An 18,171-nucleotide genomic window follows, 5' to 3' on the forward strand; every position below is an offset into this window, starting at 1 on the left:
AAATCTATTATTTATTATTGATTTTTTACCTAATCCTCTGTTGCAAATTTTGCTGCAAATTTTGTTTTAGAAAGTACAATAGTTAATACAAATGGAATCACAATTGCTACAACCATTGCTACTGAATAAATTAACATAAATTTTGGTTTAATAGATAATATTCCTGGAATTCCACCAACACCAATAGAATTTGCCATGACACCTGATGCTACTGATATTACACCTGCAATTGCTGATCCTATCATCGCTGCAAGGAATGGATATACATATTTCAAATTAATACCAAACATAGCAGGTTCTGTTACTCCAAGATAACATGAAATAGCTGCTGGAATTGATACCTGTTCTTCTTCAGGTTTTGTCTTTCTATTTATACGTATCATTGCCATAACTGCAGAACCTTGAGCTATATTTGATAAAGCGATCATTGGCCATAAATTCGTTCCGCCAAATTCCGCCATAAGTTGTAAATCAATAGCATTTGTCATATGATGAAGTCCCGTAATTACAAGCGGTGCATAAAAGAATCCAAACACTGCTGCGAATAACCACCCAAAAGCGGAAGTTAAACCAGTGTACACAGCACTTGATATAGCAGAACCTATTACCCATCCTATTGGTCCTAAAATAGTATGTGCTATTATTACTGTTGGTACTAATGCGAAGAACGGCACTAATATCATAGATAGATACTCTGGAACAATTTTACGTACATTCTTCTCAAGTAATGCTAAAACAAATCCTGCCATAATTGCGGGGATAACTTGTGCTTGATAACCTATCATCTGAATATGGAAGGATCCAAAATCCCAATATGGAATCTTATCCGCAGCAGTCTTTGCTACATCATACGCATTTAATAATTGAGGGGACACTAGAGTAAGACCTAATACAATTCCTAGTATTTGAGTTGTTCCCATCTTTTTAGAAATAGACCAAGTTATTCCTACAGGTAAATAGAAAAATATAGCTTCACCAATTAACCACAAGAAAGAATGAACTCCAGCCCAAAATGGATACATTTGAGTTATTGTTTTAGTTCCGTCTTCAAGTAATTTTATATCTCCTATTACGTTACGAAAACCTAATATCAAACCTCCAACTACAAGTGCTGGTATAAGTGGCGTGAATATTTCTGCTAAATTCGCAAGCATTCTTTGAATAAAATTCATATTTCCTTTTGCTGCAACCTTTGCTGTATCTTTGCTAACTCCATCTACACCTGAAACGATTACAAATTCATTATAAAAATCTGGTACTTCATTTCCTATAATAACCTGAAATTGCCCTGCCTGTGCAAAGGTTCCCTTTACAGATTTAATACTTTTAATTTTCTTAGTATCTGCTTTTTTATCATCCTTTAATACAAATCTCATACGGGTTGCGCAATGGGATACTGCTACGATATTTTCTTTCCCACCAATGTATTCCAGCAATTGTTTTGAATCTTCTGTAAATTTACTCATCTAAACTCCCCCTTAAATATAATTTTTTACAACTTATATATACCAGTTCTTCATATCTTCTTTTTATCTTGTCTATACAAGTTTGTTTCTATATCTTTATAGTAACTTATATAGACAAGTTAGTCAATAGTTTTTGAAAAATAATGTAAACGATCTTCAATTTGTTTTAAATTAAACAAAAAAAATCGCCTTAACGGCGACGAGCAAAATTTGAAAATATAAAACGATCAGGACGATGACGGGATTCTGTATACTCAAACTGAGTTCCATCACCTAAATGAACATAATTTTTAACAACCACAACAAAATCATAAAATTTCATATCTAAATATAATTTATCTCTAGCCGTAGCAGTTTCAACTTGAATAATTCTATTTGCAAAACCTATTTTTATATTTAGGTTTTCTTCAATATATTCATAAATAGATTGCTCTCCAATTTCTCTTGTTAATCCTTTTACTACATCCTTTAAGAAATAGTTAATATCAAAAATTATTCTCTCATTATCTAAACTACGTACTCTATATAATTTATAAACTTCCTTTCCTATAGCCAAACTGGTTTTTTTGTTTATTACTTCATCGATTACAATTTCTTCAAATTTAGGAACAAAAGTAACAAACTCCTTTTTACTTATTTGACTAGCTTCCTTAAAACTAACAAGGCCACCAACAGAAAAGGTAATAAAATTGTTTTCTAAAACATAAACCCCTTTTCCATGAAGGCTATTTACAAGTCCTTCCTCAGCAAGCATCTCTAAAGCTTTTCTAACAGTACCACGACTTACAGAGTACTCTTTGCAAAATCCATTTTCTGATGGAAGTTTTTCTCCTGACTTATAAATTCCACTAACAATATTATTTTTTATATTATCATATATATCTGTATATAACTTTTTCATTTTAATCCTCCATGACGCAAACTCTTTACGACCATTATTATAACATAAAAACGCCTTAGAGTTTATTTCCCAAACATCACGAGTAGCACTAAACAACTAATGTTTTTTATAAGTTTATGATAGATCTAATTTTTTATCTATTAGATAGGATGTGCTCATAAATAATCCAACAAAGATAATAATATCTAATATACTTTTAGCAATATTAATATTATATTCCCCACCTGAAACCGTAAAATCCGAATTAATTATAACTTCATTAGTGTTAATTGATAATTTACTCAGATCAAAATTTTGAGGTAATAAGGTTGTAATTTTAGTTGACAACCAGCCTAAAGCTATTGTTAATATTACAAAAATTATAAAAGAACCAATTTTCCCTAATTTCTTACCTTTTAACCCTACTTTACCCATTACCATGCAAAAGTATATCATAGTTAATCCATAAATAACAAAACATATATAATTAAATATATTATATATAATCAAACCAGGATTAATATTTTTTAGCATATTCGATAAAATCGATGATAGTTGCTCTGTTACATTTAAATATAACATCAAAGATGACACGCCTGCAACAATTGATATTTGAATTAATGCAGTTATAATCCTTGAACTTAATATTGATACTCCTGATTGTGGAAGCGTAAATAATAAATAACCTGAGTCTTCATATAGATATTTGCTCATAATACTTAATGAAGATGTAAATATTACAGTTATTGCTACAAAAATTAATATTGAAGATAATACAGGTACCGCAATTTCCCATGAGCCTTTTTTTGTCATAAGAAACAGATTAGCAATTATAACTATTGCGCAAATACCAATTATTTTCAAGAAATTTGCTCTTAATTCATATTTTATTAGCTTAAACATTACTTAAATACCTCCCTATACAATTCATCAATTGACATTTTTCTTTCCATTCTTAACTGCTCTGCATTACCCTTAAGCACAATTTCTCCAGCAGATATAAATGCTACATCATCAAAAATCCGTTCTATATCATTTACAAGATGAGTGGTAATTATCATAGAACTATCTGCGCTAAAGTTGCTAACTATGGCATTCAATATTTTTTCTCTAGCAGTAGGGTCTACTCCACCAAGTGGCTCATCAAGTATATAAAGCTTTGCATGTCTTGAAAGTACCAATGTAAGTTTTAACTTTTCCTTCATCCCCTTTGATAGGCTTTTAACATGGCTATCTAACTCTAAATCCATAAAGGTAAGTAGCTGCTTTGCCTTATTTTCATCAAAATCAGTGTAAAAGTCCTTAAAATATTTCACTGCATCTTTTACCTTCATCCACTTTAAAAGATATTCATTATCTGGTAGATATGAAACTATAGACTTAGTATATACGCCTGGTTTTTGACCATCTATTAGTATTTCTCCTTTTGATGGATGCAAAATACCAGCTGCTATTTTTAAGAATGTAGTTTTTCCACTACCATTCGGTCCTAGAAGTCCTACAATTTTTCCAGTCTCTATCTCAAGATCTACCCCTATCAAAGCTTTTTTGTTTAAGTATGACTTACATATTTTATTTGATATTAATATATTATCCATTCTCTTTTACCCCCAAAGTTTCCTTAGAAACAGATTTGATTATTTCATTATCTGAAAACCCTAAACTTTTCATTCTGAGTATAAATGAATCTATAACTTCCTTTGCCATTTCCCTTTTCAAATCATTTACCATATCTTTTTCCTCCCCCACAAATGTTCCAAGCCCCCTTTGTATATAAACAATTCCAAGCCTTTCAAGCTCCTGATAAGATCTTTGAATTGTATTTGGATTTACATTAAATTTTAATGCCATTTCTCTTACTGATGGTAATTTATCCTTTGATTTTAGCTTTCCTATAACAATGTTCATTTTTATAATGTCAATAATTTGTAAATATATCGGCGACCTGTCATTGAATTCTTTTTTCATTATTCTATCTCCTTTCCAAGCATATCAATGTCCTAGTGAACTATCTTAATAGTACACTAAGGCATTAATGATGTCAATATAAATTTATTATCTTATTATATGGTGAATAAATGTTATAATGAATTTTGTTCTTACTTTAACTATTTAATAAGTCTATTAATTTTGTATTTATATCTACTTCCATTTTTTTATATATTATTTTTTTCTTCTAATGTTTGTTTTCTTTGTGCTATAGACATATTACACAATGCTCTTTATTTGCACTCCATATCCATTTACTTACAAATAAAAAAGTTATCTTACAATGTTGTAAGATAACTAGAATTACATTTAATTATATTTAATTTTATTTATTGAGAGATGTGAATAGAATTCTAAAAACTGTCTATAATTTAAATGTACTAATGTTTCTCTAAGAACAAATGACATTGGTAAAAAATACTGCATAGGGTTCCCCCCAAATGCAGTATTTTTATGTATTTTTACTACTAATGATTTGTGTATTCTTAGTGGTTATAATATACTGTATCTAAACAATATTATTTAAAAAAGAATATTATTTAAATAGAGTATATAAAGAAGGGAAGTGACCGCTTTAGTGGGGTTAGAAATTGTAGTGTTCTTGCGCACTAAGGAGAACATATGAAGATAGTAGATGTAATATCTCAAATTAATAAAATAGGTAACGATACTAAAGACAAAATTGCACCTTTTCAAGTTTTAAAAACATTTAAAAGTGGAAGATCTGAAGCAGGTGTATTTATGGTTGAATACGGTATCGCTAATAAAGTAGGTATTTTAAAAGTAACAAAAAATAATGATGCAAAGGTATTTCAAAAAGCTTATGCGCTAGCATCAGAAAATAATATGCAGAAATATATTGCAAAACTCATATCCAGCTATAAAATCGTTGATAAAAACAAGGCTATATTATATGTTAACTTATATGACTTAGCCGGTGATGACATCTATAATAGTGAGACATTTTTAGATAAAGTGCTAAATGAAGATGAACTAAAGGACAGTATAATATCTTCAATAACTAAATTTTTATTTACTTGGAACAAAAAACATGTTAAAAAGTATATTTCTCCAATGGAAATAGTTAAAAATGAACTTTCATATAGATATATGGATAGTAAATATGTACAGGCCTTCGAATCAATAGGCATAGACAAAAATATAAAGTGGATTTCTTTAGATGGAACGGACATGTTGCTACCTAATCCATATTATTATTTTAACGATGAAAATGTTTGGGATGATTTAACTGTAACTTGTCTTACTGGATACGCACATGGTGATTTTCAAGGTGATAATATCATTATCACCGAGGATAAACCTGTTATAATTGACTTTTGTGACCTTATAGAAAATTGTAATGTTTTCCACGATCTTAGGTATATTGAATCTATAACCCTTGGTGATTGCTTAGAAATTGAAAAAGAATCAGATAGAGAGCTATGGAGTAAGGTATGTAATTGCTTAAGTTTTGGGATAACTGACATAGATTTGCCTCAAGGACGAGGTATGAGTCTAGTAAGGCAGCTTATGTCAAAACTTAGACAAAATGTTAAGCTAATTGTATCTGATAGTCGTAATAGTTTATATAACCCTTCATTTCATCTAGCAGGAACAGCTTGTGGATTGATTAATATGAGAAAATATGCAAGTGTTAATAAGAAAAAAGCAGCATTTATATATGCAGCCTTTAATCTTAAAATGTTTCTTAAAGATGAAGCCGTTAATATGTATGATCCTAAATTAGACTCATGTATAGTCTTTAATTGGGAGAATCAAAAAATAGTAAATAGCCTAGTTATACTTCAACCAACTAATTAATATAAGTCATCTCATAATAAATTATCTAGGAGCTACCTCCTAGATAATTTTTTCATATCACTCTCCTACCAATCTTTCTGATTTTATTTCTTATTGTAGTTTACGTGTAATAACTCATGAGCTCTATCCTTTAAAATTCCAGAATATAACGAATTCATCAATGGATTGTCATCTGTACGATTTATGCTATTCATTTTATCTGCTTGATATAATCCTTGGCCACGTTTAGCTTTCCCTTCTGCTTTTACAAATGGTTGACCTGCTCCACTTACACATCCACCGGGACATGCCATAACTTCTACGAAATCATACTGGACTTCACCAGATTTTATCTTTTTTATAACGTCATCTGCATTTTTGAGTCCACTTACTATAGCAAATTTTATTTCGCGTTCATTTACCTTAATACTGGTTTCTTTAACGCCGTTCATGCCTCGAACTCCATCAAAAGAAAGAGCACGTAATATAGAAACAGGCTTATCCGATAAAACTTTACGTATAACAGCTTCAGTAACACCACCAGTTACTCCAAATATAACTCCAGCTCCACTACTAATCTCAAATGGCATATCCAGTGCCTCAGGTTCGAGTTCTGAGAACGCAATTCCTGATTCTTTTATCATATTAATAAGTTCTTGCGTGGTTACTACATAATCTACGTTAGGAATACCATCCGTTTTTAGTTCCTCCCTAGTTGCTTCAAACTTTTTAGCAGAGCAAGGCATAATTGCTACGCTCACAAGTTTTTTATCATCAGTTTTATAATGCTGCTTTATTATAGAAGCAAACATTTCCATAGGTGATCTACAAGTGGAAACATTTTTCATTAGATCTGGATAAGTATTTTCAACATACCTTACCCAAGCAGGACAGCAAGACGAAAATAGAGGTAATTTTTCATTATCTTCAAGTTTTGAAACAAATTCATTTGTTTCCTCTATAACTGTAAGATCTGCGCCTACTGATGTATCAAACACCTTATCAAATCCCATTCTCCTGAGAGCTGTTACTATTTTACCCATTGCATTTTCACCATTATGCTGTCCTAATTCCTTGCTTATTGCGACTCTTACTGCAGGAGCAATTTGAACTACAACCTGCGTATTCTTATCACCAAGCTCTTCCCAAAGCTTATCTGTAGAACTCTTTACTACAATAGCCCCAGTTGGGCATACTGCAGCGCACTGACCACAACCAACACAGTTAGATTCTCCTATAGGTTCATTAAACGCCGTTGACACAGTCATTTTAGATCCCCTACCAACAAAATCAATTGCTCCAACGTTTTGTACTTCGTCGCACACTCTCACACAATCACCACATAAAATACATTTGCTTGGATTTCTCACAATGCATACAGATGAATTATCTAATTCTCGTGTTTTTGCAGTATTTTCATATCTTACATTCTTTATTCCAAAACGTTTTGCAAGCTCTTGTAGCTTACAACGAGTATTTTTTACACAGGATGTACAATCGCTGCAATGATTTGCAAGTAATAACTCAAGAATATTTTTTCTATACTTTCTAAGCCTTGGAGTATTTGTATATATAACCATACCAGCTTTGGGAGGAGTAGAACATGCAGCTTCCATGCCTCCATATTTGTTTTCAACCATACACATACGGCAAGCACCATAAACTGAAAGCTCAGAATAAAAGCATAATGTAGGCAATACAATACCAACACTTCTTACTAATTCAAGAATGTTTTTTTCATCCTTTATTTCAACAGGAATATCGTCTATAACCATAAACTGTTTATTCATTCTATTGCACCTCCTTTATAGCTTTAAATGCACAGGCATCAATACAACTACCACATCGTATGCATTTATCATCATCAATTGTAAAGGATGCTTTAATTTTGCCTGAGATTGCTCCAACTGGGCAAATTTTTGAACATTTTGAGCATCCCTTACAAAATTTTGTATCAATATATATTGTCTTAAGCTTCTGACATGTTTTAGATGGACATTTTTTATTAACAATATGAGCTTCATACTCATCACGGAAATTTTTAATAGTACTGACAACTGGTAATGAAGCTGTTTTTCCAAGTCCACATAATGCTGTTGATGTTATAGTATCTGCAAGTTCTAAGAGCATATCTATGTCTTCAAGTTTTCCTTTTCCAACAACTATTCCTTCAAGGATTTCAAGCATTCTTTTAGTCCCTTCGCGACAAGGAACACATTTACCACAAGACTCATTTTTTGTAAAGCTCATAAAGAATCTTGCAATCTCAACCATACAGGTATCCTCATCCATAACTACAAGGCCACCAGAACCTATCATTGCACCCGCTTTTTTAAGTGAATCAAAATCTAGTGGCAAATCAAGATTTTGCGTTATAAGACAGCCACCAGATGGACCACCTATTTGTACAGCCTTAAACTTTTTACCGTTTTTTATTCCCCCACCAATATCATATATTATTTCTCTTAGAGTTGTACCCATTGGTACCTCGATGAGTCCTGTGTTTTCAATGTTCCCTGTTAGTGCAAACGCTTTTGTACCAGGACTATTTGTAGGTCCAATTGATTTATACCATTCTGCCCCTTTATTGATTATTACAGGCACATTAGCAAAAGTTTCAACATTATTTAGAACTGTTGGCATGCCAAAAAGTCCTTGCTTAACAGTTCTTGGAGGTTTAACTCTTGGCATTCCTCTTTTTCCTTCGATGGAAGCTGTTAATGCACTTCCCTCTCCACATACAAACGCACCTGCACCTTTATTAATTTGAATATCAAAACTAAAGCTTGTCCCAAGAATATTATCACCAATAATTCCATATTCTTTTGCTTGTTTAATGGCATTTGAAAGTCTGCTTACAGCAAGAGGGTATTCTGCGCGAACATAAATATACCCTTTTTGAGCACCACATGCGGCAGCAGCAATCATAATTCCCTCAAGTACTCTATGAGGATCTCCCTCCATTAAACTTCTATCCATGAATGCTCCCGGGTCACCTTCGTCACCATTGCATACAATATATCTTATCTTTTCCTTTTGACTCGCTACCTGGCTCCATTTACTACCAGTAGGAAATCCACCGCCTCCACGACCTCTTAGATTTGACTGCGTTATTTCATTAATAATATCACTAGAACTCATTTCAAATATTGCTTTTTCAAGTGCAGAATATCCACCTAAGGCTATATATTCCTCTATTGAAGTTGCATCAATATGACCACAATGTTCAAGGGCAACTCTAGTTTGTTTTTTATAAAAAGTAATTTCTTCCTGTTTCCTAAATATTTCTCCATTTTTAGTATAAGCAAGTCTTTCAACGCATTCATCTTTAACTATTGTTTTATCTACGATTTCCTCGCAATCCTCAACCTTTACTTTTAAATATAAATATCCAGATGGTTCTATTCGTACAAGAGGTCCCATTTCACAAAATCCATGACATCCACTTTTTTTAATTCCAACAGTTTCATCATGTGGTTCTTTCTCAAGGCTAACCTCGCAATTTATACCCTTTTCCTTCATAATTCTTATTAACTCATCATATACCTCTAAAGATCCACCTGCAATGCACCCAGTACCAGCGCATATAAGAATTCTTTTTATTTCTTTTTCAAAACTATTTTTATATGTATTTCTTATATTAATTAAATCATTTCTATTATGAAGCATATTATTTTTCCTCCTTAAGAGTTTTTAAAAGCTCCATTGCTTTTTCTGGAGTCATTGCACCATGTACTTTCTCATTAATAGTCATAGCAGGTGCAAGTCCACAAACGCCTAGACATGATACAGTTTCTAAAGTAAACATTAAATCATCTGTTGTAGTTTTAGTTTCCGAAAGTCTTAAATTGTTTCTTAACTTTTCTAATATAGGAATAGATTTTCTAACGTGACATGCAGTTCCATCGCATATTTTTATTATAAACTTACCTTTAGGTTCTAAGGAAAAGTTTTCATAAAAAGTTGCCACACTATATATTTTTGCCCTACTCATACCAAGTTTTTCTGAAAGATATGAGAATACCTCCTTAGGTAAATACCTATAACACTCCTGAGTATCTTGCAATATTGCAATAATATTACTAGATTTAAATTCATTATTTTCTAATATAGTATCCAGATTACTGTAATCAAATGTTGTACTCATTTTTCTCCTCCTTTTAGCTCTAAGATATTGATATATTTTTAACAATAACCCGTTGAAAACGTTTATTGTAACCTCCTCATTTTGTATTTACTTAATTGTAGTTATAATAAATTCATTTGTCAATAACCTTTAAATCATTATTATGGTTTGAGATAAAAATATCAAACTTTACACCTACCATTAGCTTTAAAACTAGTTAACTTTTCTAAATATAACATTATTTGATTTAATAAAAGTGCAAGACCAGCCGACATTATCGTTCCCCATAATATTTTAGGAAGGTAATTCATCCTGAGTCCATCAAATAAAATTACTCCTAGTCCACCAGCATTTATTACCGAGGCAATAGTAGCTATTCCTATAGTTGTTATAGTAGCAATTCTTACTCCCCCAATTATTATGGGAAGAGCTAAAGGTAATTGTATTTTTAAAAATAGTTCAAAAGAATTAAACCCCATACCTACTCCAGCCTCAATGATTGCTGGATCTATAGCGCCAAACGCTGCAAATATATTTCTAACTAATATATACTGGTTATAGATTACTAAAACGAAAATTGCTGTCCCTTTTCCAAGCCCTAATATAGGTATTAATAAAGCAAACAAGGCTAGACTAGGAATTGAATAAATAACTCCAAACGCGGATAACACTATCATAGATAAAACTTTTGACCTTAAAATTAAAAGGGCTACAACTGTAGCAATCACAAGAGATATTGATATGCTTACAGCAACAATTTGAAGGTGCTGTAGCATTAACATTATCATACTATCATAATTTTTAAGTAAATATTTTATCATGTTGCTAGCCCCCTGTATTCACTTATTATATTTTTAGTTGCTTAAGTGTTATCATTCCAACTACTTCATGATTATCTTTCTCAACAATTAAATAATCAATGTCTCCAGTTATAAAATATGTTAGTAAATTTTGCAAATCAATATTTTCATTAACCCTAATGTCACTATCCTTTGCAGCCCCCTCAAAAGAAATCATAACGTCCCTTGCACGTACAAATTTAAGTTTTTGCAAAATATCATCTGTTGAAACTAGTTGTCTAACAAAATCATTAGCTGGGTTAAATATTATGTTTCGAGGAGTATCAAACTGTTGCACTTCACCCTTATCCATTATAATTACTTTCTCTCCTAATTTAAATGCTTCACTTACATCATGGGTAACAAAAATTATTGTCTTATTTAGTTTCTTTTGAATTTTTAGAATTTCCTCTTGAAGATTTAACCTAGTTATTGCATCTAATGCTCCAAATGGTTCATCCATTAGCATTATTTCAGGATCAGCAGCCATAGCCCTTGCTATACCAACTCTTTGCTGCTGACCTCCTGACAATTGCCTTGGGTATCTTTTTTTATAATCTTTAGATGGAATTTTCATAAGCTCAAGCAGCGTTTCGACTCTTAAAGTTATATCTTTTTTATTCCACTTTAAAATATTTGGAACAGTTGCGATATTTTCCGCAACTGTCATATGGGGGAATAACCCCACCTGCTGAATAACATATCCAATTTTTTGTCTATGTTTTTCTGCAGGGAGCTTTTTTATATTTTCACCGAAAAATAATATTTCCCCTGAACTTGATTCGTGAATTCTATTAATCATTTTAAGGAAAGTAGTTTTACCCGAACCTGAAGTTCCAAGAATTGTTGTAAAACTACCTTCTTCTATGCTAGCACTTACATCACTTACAGCATATTGCTCAGATCCGGGAAATTTTTTACTTACTTTTACAAATTCAATCGCTATCCTTTTCAAAAGCTAAACCTCCCTTTTTTATATACATCCCTATTACCTATTTTGCAAGTTCAGTGTCAAAGAAGTTTTTAGCTACCTGCATATATTCTTCTTTGTCTATATCCACCTGAGCATTTAACTTAATTATAGTTTTATTATCAATTTTCTTTGTAACCTTATTTAAAATATCTCCTATTTCAGGATTTGCGTGAAGAAGATCTTGTTTAATAACTGGTGCTATGTTATATGGTGGCCATACATGTTTATCATCTTCAAGAATCATAAATTCATCTTTACTTAATTGCCCCTCTGTTGTATATGCAACTGTAACATCCGCTTTATCATTGTGAAGTACATCATATTTAAGTCCGTTGTCATATATTTTGTCATCTTTAAAATTAAAATCACCATAAGTTTTTATAAGGGCCGGAAGACCATCGGATCTTTCATTAAATTCCCCTTGAGATGCAAATCTTATATTCGCCGCATTTTTTTGAAGGTCACTTATAGTGTGGATATTATATTGATTTGAGGCCTTTTTAGCAATTACAAGTCCCTGTCCATCATTCGCTAAAGATGGCTCTAGCCAAATTAATTTAAATTTTTCTTTATATTTTGCACTAACCTCGTCATATACTTCTTTTGAATCAAACATCGGCTCTTGCTTTAATATAGAAAGTAGTCCTGTACCAGTATATTCTGGGTAAAAATCTATGTCTCCATTTATAAGAGCTGTATGCACTACAGCGCTACTAAGATTAAATTTCCTATCAACTGTGTAACCTTCCTTTTCTAAAGCAATTGCATAAAGTTCAGACAAAATTAAAGATTCAGTAAAATCCTTAGAGCCAACTTTTATTGTAGGTTTAGTTTTAACCGCGGCTGCTTTTGAATCCGTTGATGTAGTGTTTTTTTTAGAGCATCCAGTTAGTACCGAAAGCGCGACTAAAGTCGTTAATACAGAAACTATAACTGATGTTTTTAATTTTTTATTCATTACTATTCACTCTCCTAATATGGTATTTTTAATCTCTTTGATATTTTGTAATTTTTTGCTGAAAGATAAATAATAATATCTCAGCTATAACTGAAAGCAGTGCAACTGACGCTCCCCCTATAATTAATATTCTAAAATCATTCATAACAATGCCGGTGAATATAAAATCTCCAAGACCTCCAGCGCCTATATAGGACGCTAAAGTCGCGCTAGCAATTACTTCAACCGCCGAAGTTCTAACCCCTGTAATAATAAGAGGCAGGGCTAACGGAATTTCAATCTTAAGAAGCATTTTTCTATAATCCATTCCCATTCCCTTTGCGCTCTCAAGAATGGAAATATCAATATTCTTTATCCCTAAATAAGTATTTATAAGTATAGGCGGAAGTGCTAAAATAACAAGCGCTATAAGTGCTGGAAGAAATCCAGTTCCAAGTATCGGCATAGCTAACACTAAGATAGCAAGACTTGGTATAACTCTGAAAAAATTAATTAAATTCATAATAGGTTGAGATGCCTTAGCATATTTAGCACATAAAATCCCTAGTGGCACAGCTATTATAATACTTATTAAAATTGCCGCACCGCTAATACAACTATGGATTATTACTGCTTCATAGTATTTATCAATATGACCTAATAGATAGTCCATAATTTGTGTAAACATCAACATCTATCCTTTCTAAAAATAATTTTCTATAATAGATTTTCATTACAATAATTACAATCTATATAAACTTATTTATTCAAAAAACGTAAAAATATAACCGTACATATTATTGTATGATTATATTTTGAAAGTCATAACACTTCTTCAAAAAAATAATAGCAAGTAATTTATATAAACATATAAATTGCTTGCTAAATATTTCATTATTTTCTACTCCACTTTTTCTATTGCCGTGCAACTATCCCGCTTTATAAGTTTTGTTGGTATAACAATCTTTTTGGCTATTAATCTTTGCTGCTTTAGCTTTTCAATAACTAAATCTACAGCAGTTTCCCCCATAAATTCCGTGTGTATTTTAATAGTAGTGAGTGCTGGCACTATAAATTGAGATGTTATATTATCATTGTATGATACAACACTTATATCACCTGGTATTGTAAGTCCTGCCTCGCTTATAGCTTTATATGCGCCTATTGCCATAGAATCATTAGCTATTATATACGCTGTAACGTCATTTTTATTAGCTAGAACCATTTTCATAAGCTCATATCCACTTTGTGGTGTAAACATGCCTATGTACAAATTAGCCTCATTATATAATCCTCTAGAAATCATTTCTTCTTTATAAGTTCTTTCACGTCTATCAGCAAAAACCTCCTTGCCTTCGTTAATATATTCCTTACCACTAATAAATCCGATGTTTTTATGACCTAACTCCTCTAAGTAATCTATAATATTTATAGTTGCGTACTTTAAATCACTTACTACAGAATCATAAAATTCACTTTCTGGAGAGGAATCAACAAACACTATGTGCTCTGATACTGTTTTTAGTTTTTCTACTTCCTTGCTTCCAAATTTACCAATGGCTATAACTCCATCTACATTTTTTATACTTATTGTAGAAAGTGGTGATAATTTTACCACTTCTATATTTTTATTAGCACATTTTTTCTCTATAGCTATTCTTATAGATAAATAATATGGGTCTAATACTTCTTCTTTTTCAGTATACCAATTTGCTATCGCTAGCTTATAAACACTTTTTTTACTATTTCTTTCCTTCTTTTTTACATAATTTAAACTTTCCGCCATTTCGAATATTCTTTGTTTTGTGGCATCTGTTACATTTAATGTTTCATCAAAATTTAAAACCCTAGACACAGTAGCAATCGATACCGCTGACGCGATTGCTATATCCTTTATTGTTACCATAATCTTCACACTCGCCCTTTTGATTTTTATAAACTATTTATAAATTTATTAAATGCTTTTATCCCATTTTCGTCAGTTTTAAATACACCAGAATGTTCTAATACCTCTAAAAATACTATCCCTATTTCTTTTCTTAATATTTCATCTACATTTGTTTGATTTATATCTGAATATTTCTGGGCTAATAATAATGTCCAATCTTTATGTTTTTTTAACTTAGCGTTATTATCTAGTTCATCAATTTTGCTTTTATCTAATAAGTAATAACTAAGTTCCTTTATTTCTGTTTTAAGTCTTGCTGGCAAAACAGCAAGTCCCATAACCTCAATAAGACCAATGTTTTCTTTCTTTATATGATGTAATTCTTTATGAGGATGGAAAATCCCATCCGGATGCTTCTCTGATGTTCTATTATTTCTTAGAACTAAATCTAACTCATAAGCGTCCCCTCTTCTTCTAGCTATAGGAGTTATTGTGTTATGAGGAGTATCATCCGTAAATGCTATTACATTAGCGCTCTCATCAGAATACTTCTTCCAAGCATTTAGAATATAATCTGCTAAATTAATAAGAGTTTCTTTATTATTACCATTTATTCTAACAACACTCATAGGCCATTTAACCCTACCAAGAGTTATTCCCTCAAAACCATCCACCTTAAATTCTTCTAAGGTTTTTGCCTTTGCCATTGCAAACTCATATTTACCGCCCTGAAAATGATCATGACTTAGTATGGAGCCTCCAACTATTGGAAGGTCAGCATTAGATCCTATAATATAATGTGGAAACTTCTGCGTAAAATCTAATAGTCTTTTAAACGTATCTTTACATATTTTCATTGGCACGTGCTGACCATTAAGTACTATACAATGTTCGTTATAATAGACATATGGAGAATATTGCAAAAACCAATTATCCTTATTTAATTCAACAGGTATAATTCTGTGATTGCCCCTAGCTGGATAATTTACTCTACCTGCATAACCCTCATTTTCTTTGCAAAGCAAACATGTTGGATAAGAACTTGTTTTTAAATTCTTAGCCATTGCAATTGCCTTAGGATCCTTTTCAGGTTTAGATAAATTAATAGTAATATCAATATCACCATACTTAGTATGGGATTTCCACTTTAAATCCTTTTGTACCCTATCCCATCTTATATAGTTTGAATTAATACACAAATTATAATAATAATCAGTTGCTTTACTAGGATCTTGTGCGTATAGTCTTTCAAATTCACTTATTATTTCTGATGGTCTTCCTATTAAACAAGCCATTATTTTAGTATCAAACAAATCTCTAGAAACTATTCCATTGTCATCTATTCTTTTATTATCATAAGCCCAGTCAATTATATTATCTAAAGCTGGTTGCAATGCATATTCTTTATCTTCTACTATAATACTTGAAATTTCATTTAAAGATAAGACTTCGAGCATTCTATTTTTTGTATATATCAGATCCTCTGATTTTATTAAATTCTTTTGTTTTGCATAATAAAGTAGCTTTTGTACCTCTATAGAAATATTAACTTCCATATTATAACCTCCCTTTGGGTTAATTATCATTTTCAATGCTGTTATAGTTTTCTTGCACCGTCACCTATTTGTGCTACATAAAATTCTGCCTCGTGTCCTATTTTGTTTTTATACTCTTCTCCAACGTTTTTAATAAACTCTTCTACAAATTCATCCCTTACAATACTAACGCTGCATCCACCAAAACCTGCTCCAGTCATTCTTGAACCAATAACCCCTGGCATTCTCCATGCAATCTCAACCAAAGTATCAAGTTCTATTCCTGTAACTTCATAATCATCTTTTAGTGACACATGTGATGCATTCATAAGCTTTCCAAATAGCTCTATATCTTTATTTTCAAGCGCTTTAACAGCCTTTAAAGTTCTTTGGTTTTCATAAATAGCATGTTTTGCACGTCGTGCGTTTACTTCATTTTTTATAAGATGTCTATTTTTCTCAAACTCTCCTTCATTTATTTCACAAAGAGAATTTATATTAAGTTCTACTTGCAAATCTTTAAGCGCGACTTCACACTCAGATCTTCTTTCATTATATTTAGAATCAGCAAGTCCACGTCTTTTATTCGTATTTGCTATGACTATAGATGCTCCGTCAAGTTTAATACTTGAGTATTGATATTTTAATGTGTTTGTATCCAAAAGTATTGCATTATCTTTTTTACCCATACCTATAGCAAATTGATCCATAATACCACAGTTCACACCTACAAATTCATTTTCTGCCTGCTGACTCCGTTTAACAATGTCAATCATGCTTATATCAAAATTATATAAATCTGCTAGAACAACACCTGTAAGTACCTCTATAGATGCAGATGAAGATAATCCTGCTCCATTTGGAATATTACCATAAAACAATATATCAAATCCACTATCTATTTTCATACCATTTTTATCAAAAGCCCAAATTACTCCCTTAGGATAATTTGCCCAATCATTTTCTTTGTTATATTTTATCTCATCTATATTTATTTCCATTATTCCTAAATCTTCAAAATTTTGAGAATAAAATCTTATCTTTTTATCATTCCTCTTTTTCGTTAATGCATAGGTTCCAAAAGTTAATGCACACGGGAAAACATTACCCCCATTATAATCTGTATGTTCTCCTATTAAATTAACTCTACCCGGAGCAAAAAAAACCTTTTCTTCATCTTCATCATAAACTTTTTTAAACATATTTTTTAACTTGTTAATCATATTTTGAACCCCCTATTATATTGATTTTTATAATTCTTATAATGTATAGGTTATCATAACTTTAGTAAAACTTCAATGTTTTTAGTAAATGTTTTTATTTTTTATTATCTGCTAATGAAAATAAATATATTACTATTATAATAAAAATATTTTTTAAAACTTTTAAAATTTTTTCTATAAAAATAAATCACCATAATAGCTTAACATCTAAGCAATTATGGTGATTTATTTATATTATCCTAATATTTGTTTTAAATCCTCTTCTGGTGTGCTTATTGGTTTAATATCAAAATTGTCAACTAAGAATTGTAATACATTTGGACTTAGGAAAGCTGGCAAAGTTGGTCCTAAGTAAATTCCTTTTACACCAAGTGAAAGTAATGCCAACAAATCTGCAACAGCCTTTTGTTCGTACCAAGTTAAAACTATTGCAAGTGGTAGATCATTAATACCACATTTAAATGCATCAGCAAGCGCTAAAGCTATTTTAACAGCCGAATATGCATCGTTACATT

General features: G+C 31.3%; 16 protein-coding genes and 1 pseudogene. 1 reads left to right on the forward strand and 16 read right to left on the reverse strand.

What is annotated here, in order from left to right; translation table 11 throughout:
- Positions 1-29 precede the first annotated feature (29 nt).
- The 5 genes from treP to ACREVX_RS15075 form a co-directional block, all read right to left on the reverse strand.
- Complete coding sequence (gene treP / locus ACREVX_RS15055) at positions 30-1,466, reverse strand: PTS system trehalose-specific EIIBC component (RefSeq protein ID WP_431545040.1); 1,437 nt, start codon at positions 1,464-1,466, stop codon at positions 30-32.
- A gap of 190 nt (positions 1,467-1,656) precedes the next feature.
- Entirely contained in the window at positions 1,657-2,367 is a 711-nt protein-coding gene (gene treR / locus ACREVX_RS15060) for a trehalose operon repressor (protein WP_431545041.1), read from the reverse strand.
- A gap of 114 nt (positions 2,368-2,481) precedes the next feature.
- A complete protein-coding gene (locus tag ACREVX_RS15065) occupies positions 2,482-3,249 on the reverse strand; it encodes a hypothetical protein (protein ID WP_431545042.1) in 768 nt (255 codons plus the stop codon).
- A complete protein-coding gene (locus tag ACREVX_RS15070; RefSeq protein WP_431545043.1) occupies positions 3,249-3,944 on the reverse strand; it encodes an ABC transporter ATP-binding protein in 696 nt (231 codons plus the stop codon). The genes ACREVX_RS15065 and ACREVX_RS15070 overlap by 1 nt, the downstream gene beginning before the upstream one ends.
- Positions 3,937-4,314, reverse strand: coding sequence for a GntR family transcriptional regulator (locus ACREVX_RS15075; RefSeq protein ID WP_431545044.1), 378 nt, complete (start codon positions 4,312-4,314; stop codon positions 3,937-3,939). Before ACREVX_RS15075 ends, ACREVX_RS15070 begins: the two co-directional genes overlap by 8 nt.
- A 642-nt stretch (positions 4,315-4,956) precedes the next feature.
- Between ACREVX_RS15075 and ACREVX_RS15080 the strand changes: the two genes are divergently transcribed.
- Entirely contained in the window at positions 4,957-6,156 is a 1,200-nt protein-coding gene (locus ACREVX_RS15080; RefSeq protein WP_431545045.1) for a hypothetical protein, read from the forward strand.
- Between the two features lie 83 nt (positions 6,157-6,239).
- Here ACREVX_RS15080 and ACREVX_RS15085 read toward each other — a convergent pair whose 3' ends face one another.
- The 11 genes and pseudogenes from ACREVX_RS15085 to ACREVX_RS15135 form a co-directional block, all read right to left on the reverse strand.
- Complete coding sequence (locus tag ACREVX_RS15085; protein WP_431545046.1) at positions 6,240-7,925, reverse strand: [FeFe] hydrogenase, group A; 1,686 nt, start codon at positions 7,923-7,925, stop codon at positions 6,240-6,242.
- Between the two features lies 1 nt (position 7,926).
- Complete coding sequence (nuoF, locus tag ACREVX_RS15090) at positions 7,927-9,804, reverse strand: NADH-quinone oxidoreductase subunit NuoF (protein ID WP_431545047.1); 1,878 nt, start codon at positions 9,802-9,804, stop codon at positions 7,927-7,929.
- 1 nt (position 9,805) lies between these two features.
- Entirely contained in the window at positions 9,806-10,282 is a 477-nt protein-coding gene (locus ACREVX_RS15095) for a complex I 24 kDa subunit family protein (RefSeq protein WP_431545048.1), read from the reverse strand.
- A gap of 161 nt (positions 10,283-10,443) precedes the next feature.
- On the reverse strand, positions 10,444-11,082 hold the full coding sequence (locus ACREVX_RS15100) for an ABC transporter permease (protein ID WP_431545049.1): 639 nt from the start codon (positions 11,080-11,082) through the stop codon (positions 10,444-10,446).
- Between the two features lie 25 nt (positions 11,083-11,107).
- A complete protein-coding gene (locus ACREVX_RS15105; RefSeq protein ID WP_431545050.1) occupies positions 11,108-12,055 on the reverse strand; it encodes an ABC transporter ATP-binding protein in 948 nt (315 codons plus the stop codon).
- A 37-nt stretch (positions 12,056-12,092) separates the two neighbouring features.
- On the reverse strand, positions 12,093-13,031 hold the full coding sequence (locus ACREVX_RS15110) for a glycine betaine ABC transporter substrate-binding protein (RefSeq protein WP_431545051.1): 939 nt from the start codon (positions 13,029-13,031) through the stop codon (positions 12,093-12,095).
- Between the two features lie 28 nt (positions 13,032-13,059).
- Positions 13,060-13,683 (reverse strand): ABC transporter permease, encoded by a 624-nt coding sequence (locus ACREVX_RS15115; RefSeq protein ID WP_431545052.1) that lies wholly within the window; start codon positions 13,681-13,683, stop codon positions 13,060-13,062.
- 228 nt (positions 13,684-13,911) lie between these two features.
- The gene (locus tag ACREVX_RS15120; protein ID WP_431545053.1) at positions 13,912-14,916 is read right to left on the reverse strand and encodes a LacI family DNA-binding transcriptional regulator; all 1,005 of its coding nucleotides are present in this window, start codon (positions 14,914-14,916) and stop codon (positions 13,912-13,914) included.
- Positions 14,917-14,942: 26 nt separating this feature from the next.
- Entirely contained in the window at positions 14,943-16,454 is a 1,512-nt protein-coding gene (galT, locus tag ACREVX_RS15125; protein ID WP_431545054.1) for a UDP-glucose--hexose-1-phosphate uridylyltransferase, read from the reverse strand.
- 41 nt (positions 16,455-16,495) lie between these two features.
- Positions 16,496-17,656 carry a galactokinase gene (locus ACREVX_RS15130; protein WP_431545055.1) on the reverse strand — a complete coding sequence of 387 codons (1,161 nt, stop codon included), beginning with the start codon at positions 17,654-17,656 and terminating at the stop codon, positions 16,496-16,498.
- 234 nt (positions 17,657-17,890) lie between these two features.
- A pseudogene (locus ACREVX_RS15135) lies at positions 17,891-18,171 on the reverse strand (hydroxylamine reductase); the annotation flags it as partial.

The organism is Clostridium sp. (assembly GCF_050717545.1).
GTDB lineage: Bacteria > Bacillota > Clostridia > Clostridiales > Clostridiaceae > Clostridium_AD.

Excerpts from the sequence above, each read along its gene's own strand:
- treP (WP_431545040.1), bottom strand. The coding sequence starts at position 1,466 with ATGAGTAAATTTACAGAAGATTCAAAACAATTGCTGGAATACATTGGT.
- treR (WP_431545041.1), bottom strand. The coding sequence starts at position 2,367 with ATGAAAAAGTTATATACAGATATATATGATAATATAAAAAATAATATT.
- ACREVX_RS15065 (WP_431545042.1), bottom strand. The coding sequence starts at position 3,249 with ATGTTTAAGCTAATAAAATATGAATTAAGAGCAAATTTCTTGAAAATA.
- ACREVX_RS15070 (WP_431545043.1), bottom strand. The coding sequence starts at position 3,944 with ATGGATAATATATTAATATCAAATAAAATATGTAAGTCATACTTAAAC.
- ACREVX_RS15075 (WP_431545044.1), bottom strand. The coding sequence starts at position 4,314 with ATGAAAAAAGAATTCAATGACAGGTCGCCGATATATTTACAAATTATT.
- ACREVX_RS15080 (WP_431545045.1), top strand. The coding sequence starts at position 4,957 with ATGAAGATAGTAGATGTAATATCTCAAATTAATAAAATAGGTAACGAT.
- ACREVX_RS15085 (WP_431545046.1), bottom strand. The coding sequence starts at position 7,925 with ATGAATAAACAGTTTATGGTTATAGACGATATTCCTGTTGAAATAAAG.
- nuoF (WP_431545047.1), bottom strand. The coding sequence starts at position 9,804 with ATGCTTCATAATAGAAATGATTTAATTAATATAAGAAATACATATAAA.
- ACREVX_RS15095 (WP_431545048.1), bottom strand. The coding sequence starts at position 10,282 with ATGAGTACAACATTTGATTACAGTAATCTGGATACTATATTAGAAAAT.
- ACREVX_RS15100 (WP_431545049.1), bottom strand. The coding sequence starts at position 11,082 with ATGATAAAATATTTACTTAAAAATTATGATAGTATGATAATGTTAATG.
- ACREVX_RS15110 (WP_431545051.1), bottom strand. The coding sequence starts at position 13,031 with ATGAATAAAAAATTAAAAACATCAGTTATAGTTTCTGTATTAACGACT.
- ACREVX_RS15115 (WP_431545052.1), bottom strand. The coding sequence starts at position 13,683 with ATGGACTATCTATTAGGTCATATTGATAAATACTATGAAGCAGTAATA.
- ACREVX_RS15120 (WP_431545053.1), bottom strand. The coding sequence starts at position 14,916 with ATGGTAACAATAAAGGATATAGCAATCGCGTCAGCGGTATCGATTGCT.
- galT (WP_431545054.1), bottom strand. The coding sequence starts at position 16,454 with ATGGAAGTTAATATTTCTATAGAGGTACAAAAGCTACTTTATTATGCA.
- ACREVX_RS15130 (WP_431545055.1), bottom strand. The coding sequence starts at position 17,656 with ATGATTAACAAGTTAAAAAATATGTTTAAAAAAGTTTATGATGAAGAT.